Origin of the sequence: Oligoflexus sp., assembly GCF_035638955.1 — a bacterium.
GTDB lineage: Bacteria > Bdellovibrionota_B > Oligoflexia > Oligoflexales > Oligoflexaceae > Oligoflexus.
Window position 1 is genome coordinate 1 of the sequence record NZ_DASQYZ010000030.1, and the last position, 21,023, is coordinate 21,023.

The 21,023-nt window shown below is 53.9% G+C and carries 17 protein-coding genes; 6 read left to right on the forward strand and 11 right to left on the reverse strand.

Annotated features, from left to right (window positions below):
• Both VE954_RS03515 and tyrS read right to left on the reverse strand, forming a co-directional pair.
• Positions 1-503 (reverse strand): SH3 domain-containing protein (locus tag VE954_RS03515; protein WP_324949718.1); only part of this gene is annotated, 503 nt, incomplete at its 3' end.
• Between the two features lie 118 nt (positions 504-621).
• The gene (gene tyrS / locus VE954_RS03520) at positions 622-1,860 is read right to left on the reverse strand and encodes a tyrosine--tRNA ligase (protein ID WP_324949720.1); all 1,239 of its coding nucleotides are present in this window, start codon (positions 1,858-1,860) and stop codon (positions 622-624) included.
• 134 nt (positions 1,861-1,994) lie between these two features.
• Between tyrS and VE954_RS03525 the strand changes: the two genes are divergently transcribed.
• Positions 1,995-2,591 carry a bifunctional adenosylcobinamide kinase/adenosylcobinamide-phosphate guanylyltransferase gene (locus VE954_RS03525; protein ID WP_324949722.1) on the forward strand — a complete coding sequence of 199 codons (597 nt, stop codon included), beginning with the start codon at positions 1,995-1,997 and terminating at the stop codon, positions 2,589-2,591.
• A gap of 98 nt (positions 2,592-2,689) precedes the next feature.
• Positions 2,690-7,090 (forward strand): DNA topoisomerase 3, encoded by a 4,401-nt coding sequence (locus VE954_RS03530; RefSeq protein WP_324949724.1) that lies wholly within the window; start codon positions 2,690-2,692, stop codon positions 7,088-7,090.
• Here the strand turns inward: VE954_RS03530 and VE954_RS03535 are convergent.
• The 7 genes from VE954_RS03535 to VE954_RS03565 all read right to left on the reverse strand — a co-directional run bounded on the left by VE954_RS03535 (position 7,087) and on the right by VE954_RS03565 (position 14,053).
• Positions 7,087-8,856, reverse strand: a complete 1,770-nt coding sequence (locus VE954_RS03535) for an ATP-binding protein (RefSeq protein WP_324949726.1) — start codon at positions 8,854-8,856, stop codon at positions 7,087-7,089. The genes VE954_RS03530 and VE954_RS03535 overlap by 4 nt on opposite strands.
• A 14-nt stretch (positions 8,857-8,870) precedes the next feature.
• A complete protein-coding gene (locus tag VE954_RS03540) occupies positions 8,871-9,365 on the reverse strand; it encodes an FIST C-terminal domain-containing protein (protein ID WP_324949728.1) in 495 nt (164 codons plus the stop codon).
• Positions 9,362-10,000 carry an FIST signal transduction protein gene (locus VE954_RS03545; protein ID WP_324949731.1) on the reverse strand — a complete coding sequence of 213 codons (639 nt, stop codon included), beginning with the start codon at positions 9,998-10,000 and terminating at the stop codon, positions 9,362-9,364. The genes VE954_RS03540 and VE954_RS03545 overlap by 4 nt, the downstream gene beginning before the upstream one ends.
• 202 nt (positions 10,001-10,202) lie before the next feature.
• On the reverse strand, positions 10,203-10,970 hold the full coding sequence (locus VE954_RS03550) for a methyltransferase domain-containing protein (protein WP_324949733.1): 768 nt from the start codon (positions 10,968-10,970) through the stop codon (positions 10,203-10,205).
• Positions 10,971-11,032: 62 nt separating this feature from the next.
• Positions 11,033-12,205 (reverse strand): carboxynorspermidine decarboxylase, encoded by a 1,173-nt coding sequence (gene nspC / locus VE954_RS03555; RefSeq protein ID WP_324949735.1) that lies wholly within the window; start codon positions 12,203-12,205, stop codon positions 11,033-11,035.
• A complete protein-coding gene (locus VE954_RS03560; protein WP_324949737.1) occupies positions 12,205-13,392 on the reverse strand; it encodes a saccharopine dehydrogenase family protein in 1,188 nt (395 codons plus the stop codon). The genes nspC and VE954_RS03560 overlap by 1 nt, the downstream gene beginning before the upstream one ends.
• A gap of 130 nt (positions 13,393-13,522) precedes the next feature.
• On the reverse strand, positions 13,523-14,053 hold the full coding sequence (locus VE954_RS03565; protein WP_324949739.1) for a hypothetical protein: 531 nt from the start codon (positions 14,051-14,053) through the stop codon (positions 13,523-13,525).
• Positions 14,054-14,200: 147 nt separating this feature from the next.
• Between VE954_RS03565 and VE954_RS03570 the strand changes: the two genes are divergently transcribed.
• Both VE954_RS03570 and VE954_RS03575 read left to right on the forward strand, forming a co-directional pair.
• Positions 14,201-15,196 carry an alpha/beta hydrolase gene (locus VE954_RS03570; protein ID WP_324949741.1) on the forward strand — a complete coding sequence of 332 codons (996 nt, stop codon included), beginning with the start codon at positions 14,201-14,203 and terminating at the stop codon, positions 15,194-15,196.
• Entirely contained in the window at positions 15,196-15,975 is a 780-nt protein-coding gene (locus VE954_RS03575) for a redoxin domain-containing protein (RefSeq protein ID WP_324949743.1), read from the forward strand. Before VE954_RS03570 ends, VE954_RS03575 begins: the two co-directional genes overlap by 1 nt.
• Positions 15,976-16,003: 28 nt before the next feature.
• Here the strand turns inward: VE954_RS03575 and VE954_RS03580 are convergent, their stop codons facing one another.
• Complete coding sequence (locus VE954_RS03580) at positions 16,004-16,873, reverse strand: DUF1206 domain-containing protein (RefSeq protein WP_324949745.1); 870 nt, start codon at positions 16,871-16,873, stop codon at positions 16,004-16,006.
• Positions 16,874-17,115: 242 nt separating this feature from the next.
• On the opposite strand from VE954_RS03580, the gene VE954_RS03585 reads away from it, so the two are divergent.
• Positions 17,116-18,315, forward strand: coding sequence for an alkaline phosphatase PhoX (locus VE954_RS03585; RefSeq protein ID WP_324949747.1), 1,200 nt, complete (start codon positions 17,116-17,118; stop codon positions 18,313-18,315).
• Between the two features lie 32 nt (positions 18,316-18,347).
• Here the strand turns inward: VE954_RS03585 and VE954_RS03590 are convergent, their stop codons facing one another.
• Positions 18,348-19,370 (reverse strand): SGNH/GDSL hydrolase family protein, encoded by a 1,023-nt coding sequence (locus VE954_RS03590; RefSeq protein ID WP_324949749.1) that lies wholly within the window; start codon positions 19,368-19,370, stop codon positions 18,348-18,350.
• Between the two features lie 243 nt (positions 19,371-19,613).
• On the opposite strand from VE954_RS03590, the gene VE954_RS03595 reads away from it, so the two are divergent.
• Entirely contained in the window at positions 19,614-20,933 is a 1,320-nt protein-coding gene (locus VE954_RS03595; protein ID WP_324949751.1) for a hypothetical protein, read from the forward strand.
• Positions 20,934-21,023 lie beyond the last annotated feature (90 nt).

Here is a 21,023-nt window from a genome sequence, read left to right on the forward strand (position 1 = left end):
ATCAGGTTTTCCAAGCGTTCCACACGGTTGGCGGCAACCACGCGATCTTCCATGCGATAAACCGCACGCAGATCGGGACGAATATTACCGGCCATGGCCGTTTCATTGGATTCATCCAGACCCCGCACGCCCATGACTGCGGATCGCGCGCGTGTGGAATCGCTGCCGTCATTGTTCTGCCTGGCTTTCAGAGCTTCATCACGCAAAGCCGAAGCGAGATTGGAATCTTCACCGGCCTGCCGTTGCACGAGCATGACCGAGACAAACCCGGCTTTGCCGTCTTTCGTTTTGACCTTCCAGAACATGCCTTCGCGTTCGCCGGCTTCCAGGACTTCGCCTTTTTTCAGTTCCATGAGAACTGTCGCATCTTTCTTGGCTTCCGCCGTTACCGGCACTCCGTCTTTCTTGGCTGCGACGGGAGCAGCTGATAGCCCTGCACTCAACGCCGTGAGACCGACTGCCAGCAGTGCATTCTGAATTGTGACTCGAGGGCATAATTTCATGTGAACTCCTCCCGCTAACCTTTTCCACTAGTATATAGCTTCGGCTGGCCAGGGAGGGAGATGAACACTTTCCGGGGGCCATGGAATTTCACCGAAAATCCATGGACTTATCCAAGCATTAGGCGAGCTTTAAGGTGTGATAGGATTTTTTACCTTTGCGAACCAGGACCCCATCCTCGGTTTTTAAACGGGCGACATCCAGGGTCGCGGTCGTGCTGGTAATCTTTTCGTTGTCGAGACTCAGTCCACCGCCTTCGATCAGGCGTCGCGCTTCACTTTTACTGGCAAAGATACCGGCCAGGACCAGAACGTCCACCACACTCACCGCGTCGCCAGCCGGCAGATCCTTGGCTGCTACCAGGGCTTCCGGTGCTTCCGGTTTACCACCCGCTCCACCTGCAAATAATCCGGCGGCCATGGATTTGGCTTTGTTGGCTTCCTCTTCCCCATGCACCAATTTCGTCGCCTCAAAGGCGAGCACGATCTTGGCATCATTGATCTCGCGATCGCGCAGGGCGCCGAGTCGTTTGACTTCCGCCACCGGCAGGTCGCTGAAATAAAACAGACATTGCTCGACCATGCTGTCATCGATATTGCGGAAATACTGGAAGAAATCAAAGGGCGGCGTGAGGTTGGGATCGATCCAGACCGCACCCTTTTCCGTTTTCCCCATCTTTTTGCCTTCAGACGTCACGAGCAGGGGCAAGGTCACACAGAAGGCCTGCTTCTGTTCCTTGCGGCGCACGAGCTCCATGCCGCCGAGCATATTGCTCCACTGATCGTCACCACCCAGCTGGACCGAGCAGTCCTCGTGCTTATTCAGGTGATAAAAATCGTAGCTCTGCAGAATCATATAGTTGAATTCGAGAAAGGACAGACCCTTTTCCAGACGCAGCTTGACGGAATCAGCAGTGAGCATGCGATTCACTGAAAAGTGCACACCGAATTCGCGGAGCAAGGGCAGATACTGCAGTTTCAAAAGCCAATCGGCATTGTTGAGCACGATGCCTTTTTTGGGATCCGTGAAATCGATAAAAGGCGCCAGCTGCTTTTTAAAATGTTCAGCGCGGGCATTGATGGTTTCAGCATCCGCCATTTGCCGCATATCGGTTTTGCCGGTTGGATCCCCCACCAGCGCAGTACCGCCACCGAGAAGCACGATCACGCGATGTCCCGCCTGCTGCCAACGGCGCAAACCCAGCACAGGAAGAAGGTGGCCCACATGCAAACTGTCAGCGGTCGGATCAAAGCCGGCATAAGCGGTCCGGGCAGCCCCGGTGAGATGAGCCCGCAGCTCGTCTTCGTGGGTTACCTGTGCCAGCATTCCCCGTTCCTGCATAGTTTCCAGAAAGCCCATGACCTCGTCCCCCTCACGATAATAGCCCCTACATTTATCAATCGCCGGCAAAACAGACAAGGCCGTCCTGCGCCCAGAGGACGAACCCGTGCCTCTTCTATGTTAAAATTACTTATTCAGCCATGGAGGCCACTATGCAACCTCATCCTGCGCAGTACCCGGCTCTGGCCACGCCCGTCCTGGTCATCGGCGCCGCTTATACCGGAAAATCAGAACTGGCTCACCGTACCCTCGATCCGCATCGAAAAACGCTGGTCATCGGCACAGCGGATATGTCTGAAGGGTTAATCGCCGCGCGGGTTCAGGAGCTCAAGCGCCAAAGACCCGACCATTGGGTGCACCACGACGGCAAGCTGGATCTCGCGTCCCAGCTGCGGACCCTGGCGCCGGATTATGAGCAGGTTCTGGTCGACTCGATCAATCAATGGGTGGCGAACCTCGTGCTGACTCATGCCCAGAAATATTCTCTGGAACAGCTGGCCCCCTTGTGCGAGCGCGAGGTCTTTGACCTTTGCGCGGCGGTGGAAGAAACCAAACATCGGACCCGCATCGTGTTGGTGTCGAGTGAAGTCGGTGCAGGGATCACACCTCCTAAACCGGTGGCCCGTCTCTTCCGTCAATTGGTCAGTCGCATCAACTGCCGTTTGGCGGAACATGCCGCTGCCGTCCTTCTGGTCAGTGCGGGTATTCCTCTCCTCATTAAAGGAGAATGGCCGAATCTGCCTCAATGAGGCGCACCGTAAAAGAAAAAGTCCGAGCCCCGTTAAATGTCATTAGACGATGACATCAGGAGCCTGTTAACAAGAAGGGGCAGGCATTTTTTTTTACGGTGAATGAATTGACCACTGTCATAATAACTGAAAAACCTTCTGTGGCTCGTGACATTGCTCAGGTCCTTGGCCTTTCGCGTCAAGGCAAAGGCTTTATTGAAGGACCTGATTACAAGGTCACGTGGGCTTTTGGTCACCTCGTGGGCCTGGCGGAACCGCACCAGATCAATCCCGCGTGGAAAGCCTGGCGTTTCGCGGATCTGCCGATGTTGCCTGCGGAATGGCCGCTTGAAGTCATGCCTCACACCGCGGACCAGTTTGCAACGGTCCAGGCTCTTATGAATGACGCACGCACGCAGAAGATCATCTGCGCAACCGATGCCGGGCGTGAAGGCGAGCTTATTTTTCGCTATATATATGAAAAAGCGGGCTGCCACAAGCCGGTGGAACGCCTTTGGATATCCTCGCTGACACCGGAAGCCATCCGTCAGGGCCTGGCGCAATTGCGATCCTCCTGTGAGTTCGATACGCTCGCCGACTCCGCCCGCGCCCGAAGCCGCGCCGATTGGCTGGTCGGCATGAATCTATCGCGAGCTTGGTCCTTGATCAGTGGCGAGCATTATTCGATTGGACGGGTGCAGACGCCCACATTGGCCATGCTTGTGGAGCGTGAAAAAGCGATCCAGAATTTTGTGGTCGAGGATTATGCGGTCCTGCAGGCGGAATTCACGCAGGACGGATCCCTGGGCTATACGACCGAATTTTTTGTGCATACGGGAGGCAAGGCAGCCCCGGTGGCGAAACGTTTTCGCGTCGATGATCCCGCGCTACCAGCCTTGCATGCGAGGCTCGCGGCGCAGACCTATCAGGTGCGCAGTCTTAAAGAGAAAGCCAACCGTCTGCCGCCGCCGCAGTTTTATGATCTGACGGAACTGCAGCGCCATGCCAACCGCATTTTTGGATTCAGTGCGCAGCGCACCCTCGATATTGCCCAGGAACTTTATGAGAAACATAAAGTCATCACTTATCCCCGAACCGATAGCCGCTTCATTACGGAAGATCTGCAGAATCGATTGCCGGATATAGTCGAGGATTTGCGGCAGGCTTATCGCGCCGAGTTGCCCGCATCGTTTGTGTGGCGACCCCTGGGTAAACGCTTTGTCGATGCGTCCCAGGTGAGCGATCACCATGCAATCCTGCCAACAGGTCAAAGATCGGGGCGGCTGGGACCGGATCATGAAAAATTATTCGATATGATCTGTCGCCGCCTTTTGACCGCTTATCTGGATGATTTCGTGACGAGGCAAACCGATGTGGTGGTAGCCCCCAAGGACGGACCTGCCGATGAAGGCTTTTTTACCCGCGGGCGCAAGGTCATTGACGCGGGCTGGAAGGTTCTGGATTTTGGCCGGACGAACAGTGGGGAAAAAGAGCTGCCGCCTGATCTTGCCGTCAACAGGATGCAGGATCTTGTGAAGTTGGATCAGGATTTACGCAAGACGGTGGCTCCGCCTCGGCATACGGATGCCTCCTTGCTGACCGCCATGGAAACCGCGGGCACCAACCTGGATGATAAGGAGATGTCAGCCCTCATGCGGGAGCATGGACTCGGCACGCCGGCGACTCGAAGCGGTATGATTGAGACGCTGATCAAACGTCAGTACATTGAACGCGATAAAAAGACGTTTCGTGTCACGGAAAAGGGGCTCAACCTGATTGAACTCGTCAGTGATGAAATTAAAAGTCCGCAACTGACGGGGCAATGGGAACTGAAGTTGAGCCAGATGCGGCGGGGTCAGGGGACGCTCGATGACTTTACACTGGAAATCATGGATTTCGTGCGGGTGATGACGCAGGCGTGCCTCGCGAAAAAATCGAGCTTGCCGCCCGCGGCGGGGCGAACTTCGGCTTATGATTCCATCCACGCTTCGAATCCGCAGCATGATTTCAATGCCGCCGCGTCCGCATCCGTAGCAAGTCCCAAGCCTCGTGCGGGGGCCAACGCGGGCGCCTTGACTGGCGCAAGTGCCGGGCAAGGAGCAAGCGCCGGGCAAGGAGCAAGCGCCGGTCAAGGAGCAAGCGCCGCCCCTCGTTCGCGTCAGGACGCCAAGGCCGCAGCATCCGTGGCCAGTCCCCGATCGCGTGGGTCTGATACTCTGTCGGCATTGCCGCCTCTCCCGTCCACATCCGATGAGCACAGCCCGATGGATTTATCTCCCGCTTCAGCTCCCCATGAATTATCGGTGCCCTCGCGGTCCCGATCTCGTGCGACAGCACCCGAGGTCACGACGGCACCGACGCAGTCAGAGTCCGGTGATACAGCACCCATGAGGTCGACCAAGCCCACGCGAGCACAATCCGATGAGAGGTCAACTGCATCGACGCGATCACAATCCAGCGATACACCCCCCACGGGGTCGACCGCGCCGACGCGTGAAGGGTTACGTCAGCTCCTCAAGGCCCGATTTGGTTTTTCTGCATTTCGCGATCATCAGGAATCCACCTGCCTGGACCTGGTGGCGCGACGTGATGTTCTTCTGGTCATGCCGACAGGAGCCGGCAAATCACTCTGCTATCAGCTTCCAGGTTTGGCTTTGGGCGGCGCCACCTTGGTCATCAGTCCACTGATTGCCCTGATGGATGATCAAGTGCAGCGCTTGCAAAGCATCGGTCTGCGGGCAGATGCGATTCATTCCGGCAAGACACGACCGCAATCGCAGAAGATCTGTCTGCAGTATGCACAAGGTGAACTGGAATTTTTATTTATTGCACCGGAACGCCTCGGCGTCTCGGGTTTTGTGCCATTTCTAGCTCGTCATAAACCCACTCTGATTGCCATTGATGAAGCCCACTGCATCTCCCAATGGGGCCATGACTTCCGTTATGACTACCGACGCCTGGCAGAACGCCTCCAGCCTCTGCAGCCGACCGTAACCGTGGCTATGACAGCTACCGCCACCAGCCGGGTGCAAAAAGATATTATTGATAACCTGGCCCTGAAACAGCCTGCGCTGCACGTCCATGGCTTTCGTCGGACCAATATTGCCATCGAACATATCGAACTCAGCCGCAAGGATCGGCCGATGGCTGCAATGGGTCTTTTGAAATCAAGCGAAGCCCTGCCAGCCATCGTTTACACACCGACCCGCAAGGACGCCGAAAGCCTCGCCTTGCTCCTGAGAAAAAAATTCCGCGCGGCCGCTTATCACGCGGGCATGGATCCTAAAAGCCGGCAGAAGGTGCAAACGGATTTCCTGGAAGGTCAACTGGAAGTGATCGTGGCCACCATTGCCTTTGGCATGGGCATCGATAAATCCAATGTTCGCACCGTCGTGCATATGGCGGCGCCGGGTTCCATTGAAGGCTACTATCAGGAAATCGGCCGTGCCGGTCGGGATGGACTGCCCTCACGGGCCGTGCTCTTCTTTTCCTATGCTGACGTCCGAACGCACGAATATTTCCATAAGCTGAATTATCCCGAACTCAAAGACCTGCAAAACATTCAGGCCATGATTCCACGCGGCGGCATTCTCAGAACCGACCTGGCCATGCAGATCCATGATGATGATCTGGAGCAGAGGCTGGAACGTCTTACGATGGTGGAAGCGTTGGACGAAGACAGCACCGGCCTGATCACAACCACCGGGAAAATAGGCTGGGAAAAAGCCTATGAAGAGCAAAAGGCCCATCGACATAAACAGCTGATGGAAACCATTCGCTTTGTGAACGAAACTCAACACTGCCGCATGCTCGGCCTCCTCACCCACTTCGGTGATCCGGATGCGCGTGGCGCGCCCTGCGGAATCTGCGATATTTGTTCCCCGCAAAACAGCCAATCCAAAACCGTGCGTCATTGGACGGCCCAGGAAATCAGCATCATGAAAAAAATCGTGACGGCGCTGGGGCGCGAATCCAGACCGGTTGCCACCGGCAAACTCTATCGGGATTACGCGCAAACGCTGGATCTGCAGCGCCGGGATTATGAAGATCTTCTGTATGTTCTGATTGAAGGCGGTTTCCTTACCGTGCAGTCGGCCAGCTTCGTCAAGGACGGTGAGACCATCGATTATAAAACGGTGGCTCTGAATCAGCCTGCCGATCGCATTGAGTGGCCGGAGCTGAAGCGCACCACCGTGCGTCTGGATCGTGCGGCTGGGAGCAAGGCTTCCTCATCCGCACCCAGGAGTCGACAGGGGGCACGTGCCCGTGCCTCGCGCGAGGAAAATCCTCATCCGGACAATATCGATACCTTTCTTCTGGAATCCTTGAAAGTCTGGCGTAAATCCGAATCGAAGAAACGTAAAGTACCGGCCTTTCGCATTCTCAGCGATCGCAGCCTGGAAGCCATTGCCAGCCAAAAACCTCGGGATCGCCAGGGACTTTTGGAAGTCCATGGGATCGGCGAGGCTAAACTGGAATTGTATGCCGATTCGCTGCTGACTCTGATCACCCGGGCTTAGGAAGCCTGGGGCAACGATGCGGGTGGAACCGTCAACTCAGTCACGTATTCGTTCGGCAATTCGATGGCAAAGCGGACACTGGTCGCACCATGGAGATTTTGATTCAATTCCAAATGAATATCACCCTTCAGACTTTGGATCAGGCTGCGTACCGCATACATGCCGATGCCCCGACCGGAAACCTGACTTTCCTCCTGCCTCGTACTCAGACCGGGCTCGAAAATCAAAAGAGCGAGCTGGTGCGCGGTGAATTCCCGGGGGCCCGTGAGCAAACCAAGCGACTGGGCTTTGCCGCGAATCCCGGTCAAGTTCAGACCGCGGCCATCATCCTGAACGCTGATGCAGATCCCTCGATCACTTCGATCGAAGCGGATATCGATGGATCCCCGCACGGGCTTGCCGTGACGCAGACGTTCGACCTCGGTTTCCAGGCCATGATCCAGAGCATTCCGTATGAGATGATTGAATATGCTTTCCAGGGAACCATGCAGACTCCGGTGAAATCCAAGGCCTGACGTTTCCAAATGAATCTGAGGCGGCAACTTGCCGAGTTCCAGGGCCAGATGCGCCGAGCCTTTCAACACGTTTTCCAGGATATGATCCAAAGTGGAGTATTCAAAAACCCGAACCTCGTCCGCGATGGCCTGCAGCGCAGTCTCCGCCGTGCATTCCTTGGTTTGATAGGCGCGTAGCACTTTTAAGGTATGCTCCACGAACTGATAGCGTTGCATCTGCTCGGGCTTTTCGCTGTAACCAAAAGCCTTGTTGGCCATGGCTGCATAAAATTCCAGTTCGGATCGAATCAATTCCAAATCCTGCAGACGTTCAGCGGTATTCCAGGAATCATGAATGACATGGACCGAAATCTTATAGGCTTCTTCCGCCTCATGCACGAGGTTGGTGATGCCGCGAAAGCCAAACATGCGGGCATTGCCTTTGATGGTATGCAGGTCGCGATAGAGTTCCTGCAGACTGCCAATGGAAACGTGATGACCTTCCCGGTTGAGAATCGCCTGGCAGTGGTCCAAGGCCGCTATCGAACTGCGATGGAACTGTTCAAACCGGCCACTGCTGGTGCTCATCAACTGGCTCAATATTTCCAGTTCCTTCTGCTGGGTCAGGTTCACCTGCTCCAGAAGGCGGATCTCAGACACGTCCCGCAGACTGACCAGAATTTTTTCGACGACGTCGGCATCATTGAAAATCGGTGTCCAGTCCACTTCAACGGTTTTCTCATGGCCCTGGGAAAAGTTGAGGACCAGCTGACGAGGCAGGATATGCTGATTGGCACAGAATCCCACTTCATCGGAACCGATCGCAAAATCCAGGACGGACAGGATCTGGGCCTGGGAATCCCGGTCCATGGCTGCCTTTTGCAGCAGCACTTCTTTCACATCACAACCGGCGAGCTCGGCTTTTTCAAGTAATTCCGTCGTGTAGATGGAATACTCCGGGTGAATCAACCGGTCCTCGGTGATCGTGAAGATCCCCTGCTTGATATGGCGAAGCATGTTGAGAATATCAAGCTGCTGCTGGCGGTTGATGGCCTCCGCCTGCTTCAGCTTGCTGATATACGTGGCAATCTCGTCCGAAGATTGCCGGCAGATCTGTTCATAACGACTTTCGCGCTCCTTGAAATCCTCATAGGTTGTGTCAACCCGCCCTAGAAATTCCCGGAATACTTCCAGGGAAACGGTGGGGCTTTCCATATCGATTTTACAGCGTTTAAGTTGCCTTAAAAGCGTCGAAGAGAATTCCTTTTCCATCACAACCTCAGCTCTTATTTCTCGTAAACCATAATCAGGTTCATCGTCTGGTTGTGCAAGGAGCACACACCGGCGGCATCCGTTGCGATTTCACCGAACGAATAGAAACCATTGACAACGTATTTTTGCGATTTGAACTGGTCACGGATCGATTCCAGTTCATCGTCGACGAATTCGCCCATGACAAGCTTTCGCGTGAGGCAGCTCACGGGAATCAGCAGGAACTGGTTGTTATCGTTTTTCTTATGCAGGTCAAACAGCTGTTTCGCCGCTTTTTCCGATCCATCGACCAGGTTGTCGGTGACCGCCATCATCATGCGAATTTTCGAGCCTTCGGGAACTTCACCCGTGTAGGTGATGGACTTATCTTCCCGATTGATACCAAACGGAGTCCGAATCAGTTCATCATCCTTAATACGATAGTCTTTGCTGACAGCGATGGGATATTGAATCGCCAGCTGATCGATATTAAGAATCTTTTCACCCAGGAATTCTTCATAGAAACTCAAAAGGCTGGTTTACCGTCAACCTCATACAGAGTGTTGCGCACGGCCTTGGTTACCGTTCGCTCCACACCAATGGGAGTGACACCTGCATGGGAACTGACCATCATTTCCAAACCTTCACCGTAAAAGGCCAGACCCACCACAGCATCCCGATGGATCCCGTCACGGTCGATGACCCAGGTATCCTTGATCTTGGGATCACCAGCCAGACCCCCGGCAATGACGATCTTATTTAAGTTGGCTTTGTTAATGCCGCGCGAGAACTGGTCACCGTTCATAAAGCCATTGCCGAAGACCAGGGCGCCCCGGAGATCCTTGGCATCCAGGGCTCGATAGAGCTGTTCCCCGCAGTTAAACGACTGATCATAGTCCTTATAAGGAATGCGAACCACTTTCATGCGGGTGCGCTCCAGGCGGCAGACGGTGACAGACAAGGTATTCAAAAACTGATTCGCATCATGGATTTCCCCGGCTGTGGAGCAGCCGATGATCTGCGACTGGGGAAAGTTCTTGATCACTTCCTTCACGGCTTCGGCTGGATTGCCAAAGAGCAGGACCATGGTTTGCGCGGAATCCATATCCTTGGGCAGGGCGTGACTCCAACGTCCATCTGCATAATTCACCGTCTGAACTTTCATCCCGAACTCCTTGCGTGGGCTTTGACTCGGTAACTTGCGTTCAAAGCCCCTATCGGCTCCAACTTTCCGCAATTCAGACGCGTGGAGAGTCCCCGTTTAATCCCTCGAAATCAGGATAAATTTTCCCACCCCAGCCATCGCTAAATTGCGTGGACTAACATGGTTGAACTAATAAAACCAAAAAATGATGGGAGGGAATGATTCAGACTTTATGCGCGATAAAATGCACGTAACGGGCGATATCGCGATAGGGGGGAACCCTGCGATAACGACGCTCGAGGATCAGGATATCCTCAACACTATGCTCGTCTTTGACCTTATTGGGAAAGTAATCGTAAAAACAGCGAAGGCCGGCCTGAAGATCCATCTTCATCCCAACGGACTGGAGCATCTCACAAACTTTTTCCGGTTCGATGGGATTGGGCGGGGTCATGGCATTGCTGCTGCCGGCATAATCATCGACCAAAATGCGCTTGAATTCACCTTTCACAAGGCTATTGAACACCGACCGGTGGCGGTTGTAGATGGTCAGAGAAAGGCGCCCCCCGGGATTCAAAGCCGCAGGAATGAGGGGCAAAACATCATAAGGCTCGTGAAGCCATTCCAATACAGCGTGAATGCAGATCAGATCAAACGTCTGACCCGAACGCAAAGCGTCCTGTACCGTTTGCTGTCTTGCGGTCAGCTGTCCATCCAGCCCCAGCTGTCGAGCCTGTTCGCTGGTGTGTTCGACCATACGCGCGGAAATATCCGTGGCCAGAACCTGATGCCCCTTCTGGGCCAGCCACATACTCATGTCACCCAAACCGCAGCCGCTGTCGAGAATGGACAGTTTTTGGCTGTCATCCTGTAACACCAGCTCATGCAGATCCTCACGGATCAATGCTTCCCGAATCAGGCCTTTTTTGTTGGTTTTAATACGGGCTTGAAAGCGGTCGAAGATTTCATCGAAGTTACGATCCTGGCTCATGCGGTCTTCACTTTCGGAGGGCAAAAATCCGGGGCCACGTCGGCGCCCCGGATCAGTCAGGATCAGCTCAGCCGATCCCGGTAGTGTTCGTAACCGAAGGACTTGATCAGTTCATAGCGATCATCCGGATAACGGAGGACAATCGACGGCAGACGCACTCCATTGAACGTGCTTGTCTTCACCATCGTGTAATGCGACATGTCGAGCAGCACAATGCGCTGACCGATTTGCAAAGGCTGATCAAAGGAATAATCCCCAATCACATCACCGGCCAGACAGGTGAGTCCACCCAAGCGATAGGTATAAGGTTTTTCCTGAGGCAGCCCACCGTCCACGATATCGGGGCGATACGGCATTTCCAAAACATCCGGCATATGCGCCGTGGCGCTGGTATCCAAGATCGCCAGGGGCATGCCGTTTTCAATAATATCCATGACGGTCGCGACCAGGACACCGGTGCGAATCGCAATCGCTTCACCAGGCTCCAGGTAAACTTCCACATGGGGATAACGCGCCTTGAATTCCTTGATCACGCGCACGAGGCGCTCGCGATCATAATCCGGGCGTGTGATATGGTGGCCGCCACCGAAGTTGATCCACTTCATCCGCGGGATGAATTCACCAAACTTTTCCTCGACCGCCTTGAGCGTGCGCTCGAGGGAGTCGGAATTCAGCTGGCAAAGATTGTGAAAATGCAAACCATCAATACCGTCCAGCTCGTCCGCCTGGAACTGAGCGCGGGTCGTTCCCAAACGCGAAAAACGCGCGCACGGATCGTACAGCTCCACTTCCGCTTCACGGTGTTCCGGATTGACCCGGATCCCGCAGGAAATCTTGCGTGCGCTGCCGAGCACCTTGGCTTTGTGATGACGCCACTGATTAAAGGAATTGAACACGATGTGATCGCAGAGTTCCACGATCTCGTCCATGTCCGCATCGCTATAAGCGGGGGCGTAGGCATGCACTTCCTTGTTCATCTTTTCCCGAGCCAAACGTGCTTCGTGGGGCGAACTGGACGTGCAGCCCACGAGGTAACGTCCGATCAAAGGAAAGGTGCTCCAGGCCGCATAACCTTTCAAAGCCAAAAGAATTTTGCAACCAGCGGCCGCTTGCACGTCCGCCAGGATTTTCAGATTGTCTTCGAGGGCAGCGAGGTCAATCACCCAACTCGGTGATTCGGGCACCTTGTCGGGATCGATCGCCAGCATGCCCTTAGGGGGCCGTGCTGTTGTCATTAAAGTTCCTTCACATGCCATGGCAGGCCGAACTTGGCCAATTGCTCCAGGAATGGATCCGGATCCATTTGTTCCATATGCTGCACGCCGGCTTTTTTCCACTTGCCCGTGACCATCATCATCGCCCCGACCATCGCCGGGACAGCTGTGGTGTACGACACGGCCTGAGCGCGCACTTCCTTATAACATTCGGCGTGATCGCAGATGTTATAGATGAAAATTTTCTTCGGCTTGCCATCTTTCACGCCTTCGATGATACAGCCAATCGAAGTCTTGCCCGTGTATTTTTCGGCCAGACTGGATGGATCCGGCAGCAGCACTTTCAGGAGTTCCATCGGAACCACAGGCGTGCCTTTGTAATCCACAGGATCGATGCGCAGCATGCCGACGTTACCGAGAACGCGCAAGTGCGTGAGGTATTCATCGCCGAAGGTCATCCAGAAACGAATGCGCTTAAGACCCTTGATATTGAGCACCAGGGATTCGAGTTCTTCATGATAGATCAGGTAAGCTTTCTTATCGCCCACACCTGGGAAATCGAAGACTTCGGAGATTTCCATAGGCTTGGTTTCGATCCACTTGCCATTTTCCCAGTAGCGGCCGTTGGCCGTCACTTCCCGAAGGTTGATTTCCGGGTTGAAGTTGGTGGCAAAGGCTTTTCCATGGCTACCGGCGTTGCAATCGACGATATCCACGGAATGGATTTCATCGAAATGATGTTTCTGGGCATAGGCACAGAACACGTTGGTCACGCCGGGATCGAAGCCGGATCCAAGCAGAGCCATGAGGCCGGCTTTTTCATAACGTTCACGGTAAGCCCACTGCCATTTGTATTCAAACTTGGCAACGTCACGCGGCTCGTAGTTGGCTGTATCCAGATAAGGAACGCCAGCTTCCAGACACGCATCCATGATAGGCAAATCCTGATAAGGAAGAGCCACGTTGATCACCACATCGGGTTTCACTTTGCGAATCAGAGCGACTGTTTCAGGCACGTTATCCGCATCGACCTGAGCAATGTCGATGTCCCGACCTTGCAGCTCTTTAATTTGCCGACGAATATTCTCGCAGCGAGCCAGTGTCCGACTGGCCAGGGTAATATGATCAAACACTGCAGCCGCCTGGGCACACTTATGGGCCACAACGCCGCCAACACCACCTGCACCAATGATGAGAACCCGACTCATTTGTTATCCTTTCGTCCAAATTGTCTCAATTTCGACAAGGGGTCTCTGTAGCTTTTGTGTCCTGGAATTGCAAGCAAATAGCCCGCTCTTGACGGAACGGCATCCTCCAGGCTGCCTCGCGGATGACCAGTCAAAATGCCCAGAAGAAATAGGCCAGAGCCACGCCAGTGCCCACCGCACTTAGGATATTGTCCAGCCCCTCAAACGCATCGGGTGATTTCATGGCAATCCGTGAGCACAACCTCCCGAATCCGTTCATCAGCAACGCCTGAACCAGGGTCGCGGTCAGCGCATAAGCAAGAAAGGCCGGAGTTGCGCTGCCGGACACGGCCTGACTTAAACTCAAGCCGTGAAAGAATCCGGAAAGCAGCAGAATGGGGATGGTATAGGCTGCCAATTTTTCATAGATCCATTCCAACAGCAGAGCGAAGACCACAGTGAGCGCCACAACCACATTGACGACAAAGGGCTGAAGCGGATACAGGCGTTCCAGGGCATAGCCGGGGAACAGGGCCAGGATATAGTACCAGGCATCGCGCGGCTTCCTGCGCAGGGTAAAGAGCACCAGCCCCACGAGCAGGCAAAACACCAGATGCTGCATGTCGAACAGAGTCTCGGTGAGAGCTTCACCGACACCTTGGGTGGCCGTATGCAGAGTCATCGCGCCCCTCGTTTCGTGATGGCTTGAGTCATTGCGCATATCTTCATGGACTCTCTTTTTGTTAGAGCAAGACCCCGCGAATGACAAGGGGAAGGTTGGGCCATTTCTGCTACAATGGAACTCCTCTTCAGCACAGGGTGACCAGGCATGATCGAATCCGGGAACGACGCTCCCTTCGCCGACGATCGCATTGGCGAGGGCGATTACAGCAGTGCCTTTCGGGACAAAATTGTTCCCTTCTGGAGCGCCGGCACGAGTACTTTCATCCAGGCTCGGGATGGCCTGCGGCTTTACACATGGCATCGGCTCCATCCCCAGCCGCGCGCCCAAATTCTTATTTCGCACGGCTATTCGGAAAGCAGTCTCAAGTATCGGGAACTTGCCTATACTTTCTTTCAGCGAGGCTATTCCGTGTTTACCTGGGATCATCGCGGTCATGGTTTATCGGATCGCGTGGGGCCGCAAAAATATAGTGTGGACGTGATCCGTTTCGCCGATTACAGCGACGATCTCCAGTCCCTCATCGAGATCCTGCCGCTCGATTCCAGCCTGCCCACCTTTGTCTTCGCGCATTCCATGGGCGGTGCCATTGCCATCGATTTCATGCAAAAACATCCCGACCGGATTCAGGCCGCTGTGCTGTCCTCGCCGATGCTGGTGCCAAGGCTCCACGGACTGCCCGTTAAGCTCGTCACCTGGGTGGCACGGTCTCTGGCTTTTCTTCACGCCCCGGACAAGTGCACGCTCGGCAGCGAACGCACGGCAGCGGAATTCTGGAGTTTCCCCTTCGCAGGAACACGATCGCGGGCGCGTTTTGATCTTTTTAAAAAGGATACGCTGACGGCCGATCTCCGTCTCACTGGTCCCACCAATCGCTGGATCATGACGACCTTTGCCTCAGCAGCCCGCCTGCTCGAGCCCGAACGCATGGCCCGACTCCGCGTGCCGCTCTTTGTCGCCACCGCCGGTTATGATCGCCTAGTCCGTGCGGATGCCATTCACGAGTTTTGCGCCCGAGCCCCAAACTGTGAGTCGCATCATTACGCCGAAAGTTTTCATGAAATATGGAACGAGCGGGATATGATCCGTAACCCTTATCTTGATGATGTGTTGTCTTTCTATCAACGTATGGAGAAAAAGTGATGAGACCCTGGAAAATTCTTTGGATGCTCTGCCTGGTTTCCACGTTCCTGAGTGCCGCGCCTTTGCAGCAAATGCAGCCTTGGCTTGGGGTGGCCATTGACGAAAAGGGCACGGGAGGCATCCTGATCAAGACCGTCATCAGTAAGACGCCGGCCGAGAAAGCGGGCCTGCAGACCGGCGATGTCATCACATCGATCGATGAGACCGCTGTCAAAAATAGGGATGAGCTGATGACCATCCTCCGCACCAAGGGGGTTGGGAACAGTGTGACTGTTCATTTTACAAGACAGGGCAAGGCGGAGAAAAAAACCCTCAAGCTGGAAGCTCTACCGGATCGCGTGGAACTTATGCAAAAGCAGGTGATGAACAAACCCCTGCCGCCTTTCACTGTCACCGCATTGAGTGATCGTAAAACAATCAACAACCAAAGCCTGGTTGGCAAGGTCACCATTCTGGAGTTCTGGGCGACCTGGTGCCCGGCGTGCCGCTCAGCCATTCCACGTCTGAACCAGTGGGCGAAAACGCACAAGAACATCCAGATCATCGGCATCACGGATGAAAAAGAGGACGTGATCCGGGAATTTTTGAAGAAGGAAAAAATCGAATACACGCTGGCTATTGATGCCGAACAGAAGCTTCAGACCGAACTGCAAATCGGTTCCATTCCTACATTTTTATTGATTGATAACAAAGGTGTGGTGCGCGAAGTCGCCCTCGGAGCAGGCGCCTATCTGGAGGCGTTGATCAAAAAAGCCGAGGGTTTGAGTGCGAGCCCCTGATGGTGACCAGGGGCCTTGACTCGGGGCTTCACGCAAAGCGTTTGAAGCGGGCTGCGGCAAAACAATAGATCGCATAGCAGATGAAACCGGCCGCGATCACCTGCAGAATGATTTCACCAAAGGGCAAACCCAGAATGTGGGCCATCACCCCTTTGGTGTTTTTGGTTTCCGAGGCATTCGCATGCAGGCCCGCTTGAATAAAGAAGTACCCGATGATACCAAAGGTGAAACCTCGTGCTGGAAGTCCGATCATACCGGCCTTCTCGATGATCTCGTGCTCCTTGGCATTCATCTGACCTTGCTCATAGTTCTTCATGAAGCGTTTGGTCAGCCCAAGATAAGCATGGTACACACCCACACCAATAATAATGGCGCCAGCCAGCATAACCAGGGCAGGGCCACCTGGCCATTCCAAAGCTTTTGCCGTTAAAGCCATGCTCTGCTCGCCTTTGTTTTGGACGCGACCATCCATGAAGCCACGGATCGCGATGACGGCGAGGGAAAGATAGGTCAGACCACTGATCGCATAGCCCACGCGTTTCAGTGTATTCATTCCAGTCTGCGGTTTATGTTCCACGTTAAAGATGGCCTGTGCCGCGCGCCACGCGACAAAGCCGAGCAACGAGATACCCATGAGAAGCAGCAGAAACTGACCAAAAGGCTGCCGATTAATAAACTTGAGTGCGTCGGCAGGATCGGAAAGCTGTCCTCCCTGGCCCAAGGTCGTCATGAAGGCCAGGACGCCAATGATAAGGAAGACAAGGCCTTTGGCCGCGTATCCTAATCGAAACATAACTCGGACAGCTTTACTGGCTTCAGCCGTACCTGGCGCATGCCGCATGCCCTGTCGTAGTTTTTCCACAGGAAAACGTAAGTCGTGAGAATGTTGAACGGACATGATATTCCCTTCCTCGCCATGTGATAGTCATTGGATGGATTGACCCGCCATACGGATCCGGCTTGATCAATGCAAATTTGGAACCACATCTCGGGTTGGTGTCGACACCTGGCGACCAACGTTCGGGTTCGAAAAAATTCAACAGCGGTATTGCAGTTTGCCAAATTTTTATGACCCCTTTATGCTCCTGCCTTAGATTGCCTGCATCAAACTATTTCCCCGCAGCCATGGAGATCTCTCGCATGAAGACTCTCGATCGCCGTAATTTTCTGATGAATTCGCTCGGTGCATTAGGTGCATTGAGTCTTGGACCTGGATTAACTTCGATGGTCTCGGCTCAACCTTTTCTCGACTATCGAACGCTGAAAAATCTCGGGCCGCTGCAGGCTGCTAATGCTGTGGGTATGCGTTTACCAGCAGGATTCACAGGTCAGTTGATTGCCCAGTCCAAGAAGAAAGTTCGCCGAGCTGATGGCACGGAAACAAGTTATGTATGGCATACCTATCCGGATGGAGGCGCATGCTTCGCCACCGAAGATGGTGGCTGGATCTATACTTCGAACTGCGAAGTGCCGCTCGGTGGTGGGGGCGCGGGCGCCATTCGTTTCGATAGCAACGGTGGAATTGTGGACGCGTATTCAATTCTGGACGGTACCACCAGCAACTGTGCGGGTGGACCTACACCATGGGGCACATGGCTTTCCTGTGAAGAGCACAGCGGCGGGCGGGTGTATGAATGCGATCCCTATGGCCAAAGCAGGGCCGTTCTTTGCGAAGGACTCGGTAAATTTAAGCATGAAGCAGCGGCCGTGGATCCGATCTATGGTCATGTTTATATGACCGAAGATGAAAGTGATGGTCGATTCTATCGTTATACGCCGAGTGAGATTGATTCGGATGGGCGTATGAATCTGCAAAAAGGTCTCCTGGAAGTGGCGATCGTCGATGGGAATGGCAACGTAACCTGGGCTGCCTTGGATAATCCTGTTCCCGGAACGTTTGCGACCCCAACCCGCAAGCAAATCAAAAACAGCCGCGCGTTTGATGGCGGCGAAGGGATCTGGTTTCACGAAGGCAAGGTTTATCTGACGAGCAAAGGTGATAATAGGGTGTGGTCCTACTCCACAATCGACCAGACGCTCGGCATTGTTTACGATAAATCTACGGACAAAACAAAATCGCTCAGCGGTGTCGACAATGTCGTTGTCAGCAAAGACGGACACATTCTCGTGGCCGAAGACGGTGACGACATGCAGATTGTGGTCCTGGGACCCTTCGGCGATATGTATCCTATCGTTCAATTGATTAATCAGAATCACTCGGAGATCACAGGACCAGCGATCAACCCACTGAACAATCGTCTCTATTTCAGTTCACAGCGTGGTACGGAAAACCTCTTCAGCAGCGGAGCGACGTATCAGCTCGCGGGACCACTCGTTTAAGGAATCCAAAAGGCGGCTGGTGATCGGCCGCCTTAAAGTTTTTGGCAGCGATGCAAAGCATCCTCTTTTCTATAGCCCCGGATCAAGCCAGCCTCCTGCAAGTCCGCAAGAAATTGAACTGCATAATAGCAGTGCATCTTGCTGTTCGGATGAACCTCATCCCAAAATTTGTAAGCTGAAGGATCGGGACAAAACTCCGCTTTGCCTTCCATCCGGCCTAAATAGTCGCCCTTGTAACACGCCTGCAGAATATTGCGAAAGCCAAAGTCCAGCGGTCGATCGACGGTTTGCTGATTGATCTGAAAGGCATCGAAAAAGAACAGGTTAGCCTGTCGATAGTTGCGCTTCAGAGTGTCCATGAGCCTCTTCAAAGCTTTGTTATGCGCCGCCGTCCAAACCCGGAGGGCTTTGTCCTCGGCCTGCGCCGACGGCTTTTGATGGGCCGGCAACCCACCCAATTCAGGCATTGTACCAAGGGCGATCATGCCGAATCCAGCTTGATGTAAGGCAGCGACAGCGGCTTCGATCTCCTGCATCACCCCACTCACTTCATTCGCTTCGGGTTCTGAAAAATAATTATTGGGTCCGATCCAGATGACGGCCAGATCGCGACGGTGATCCCGATTGGACTCGTCATCCAGATAGTCTTCCACCTGGTCGGACACAGGCGGAATCACCAGACTCTTCAACCAGGATTCAGATCCCGCTGTAGCACCGGCCACAGCATGATGCGAAACTTTCCAACCCGCAGCGTTCGCAACGTAATCAATCCAAATGGGCCCATTGCTGGCGCGCGAATGCCAATAGACTTCGGGTGGATAAAAGAATTTGGTCCGCGCGTGCAGGCGTCCTGTATCCGAGAGACTGTCGCCAAAAATCACAATCCGCTCCACGCGGGATGGATCGGCTGGGGTGAACGTTCCTTTCAACCACCTATACTGCTGGGGCTTGACGAGCTTGGATACGGAGAGATGGGCATCCTGCGATGACGTGCTGCAGGCGAGAGTGTGAAGCCACAATCCCGTAAGGATTAAGCTGCGAAGGAATGTTTTCATGAATCCTCTTGTCCGGATTGCGTTTTCCCACATGAACTTCGCCACACTTTTGCGTCCCACTCATATGGTCTTCGTTCCCATCATAGCATTCTCATTCCCTTCCCTCATGTTCCACTTTGCTCGGCGTCAGTATAAATCGCGAAAAATTAAGCGCGAATTCATCGTAACTTTAACGGGCCGACCGCTCTCTGTAGTAAATCCCCCATCGTAGAAACAATGCACTCCCCAAATTGGAGAAACACTATGCGATCTGCGAGCATGAAAACGCTGTTTATGTCGGCTGGCCTGATTGTTTGGCAGGGAACAGCAGCTGCTGCATGTCCACAGGGAACTCTTGATCTATCCAGTACCTATCCGCAGGGCCTGCCTGGCTCTGACCTTGTGAAAAGACCGGCCTGCGGTCTGGCCGGTACGATTCAACAAAATCTGACTTTGAGCGCGAGCAACACTTATCTTCTGCAAGGCGCTGTCTATGTTGGGAATGAAGTTCAGAATGCGACCCTCACCATCAACGCCGGCGTGACGATTCGCGGCAGCAATGGTCGGGATTTCCTCGCCATTCGTCGTGGTTCCAAAATTCTGGCCGAGGGCCGCGCCGATGCTCCGATCGTGATGACGGGATTTGAAGCCGGCAAAACCACCCGCGGCCAGTGGGGCGGGCTGGTGCTGAATGGTCGTTCGACCCTGAACCAGTGCAAGGACGCAACAGCCGCGGTTTGTGAAAATGCTCCAGAAGGCGGAGTGGATGCTAATTACGGCGGCAACGTCCCTAATGACAACTCGGGTGTGCTGCGTTATGTTCGCATTGAATATCCAGGATTTGAAGTTTCCCCTGATAACGAACTGAACGGTTTGACTTTAAACAGCGTAGGCAGTGGCACAACCATCGACTACGTTCAGGTTGTTGGCAGCAATGACGATGGCGTGGAACTCTTTGGTGGGACGGTTAACCTCAAGCATATTGTCATCTCAGGTGCTCAGGATGATGGTCTGGATTGGGATTTTGGCTGGACGGGCAAGGCCCAGTACGTGCTCATCAAACAATCGACGGATGATGGAAACAACGGCATTGAAGCCGATAACAACGTCAACAATCAGGCGGCCTCGCCTCGTTCCAATCCTACGATTGCCAATATGACCATCATCGGCGGCTCGCCGAAAAAAGGTGATGGCATCCTTCTGCGTCGCGGCACAGGCGTCAGCGTTTTCAACAGCATCATCACCGGAGCCAACAGCAGCTGCATCAACCTGGATGACGCTGAAACGTTCACAGCCCGTCTCGTAAAATTTGAAGGCGTGATTGCCAAATGCGCCAGCTCATTTGCTGATCTGGCCACCGATCCTTACGCGGTTTCCAGTCTCTTCAATCCAAGCGGCAGCAACCTCGAAGCCGATCCCATGCTGAAAGGATACGCTGTGCAGGATGAAAACTCTCCTGCCTTCAGTACCTTCGTGGATCTGTCCCGCGACAGTTTCTTTGAAGAATCTTTTTTCGCAGGCGCTGTGGAAACACTGTCTGGCAGCTCCGCAGACTGGACTCAGGGTTGGGTTAAAGGTCTGTAAGAGGGTCTGAAAAGTATCATGAAGGAGGCGCTTCTGGCCATGGCAGAAGCCCTCCTTTTTTGCCCCCTATTCTCGACTTCAATCGAAAGG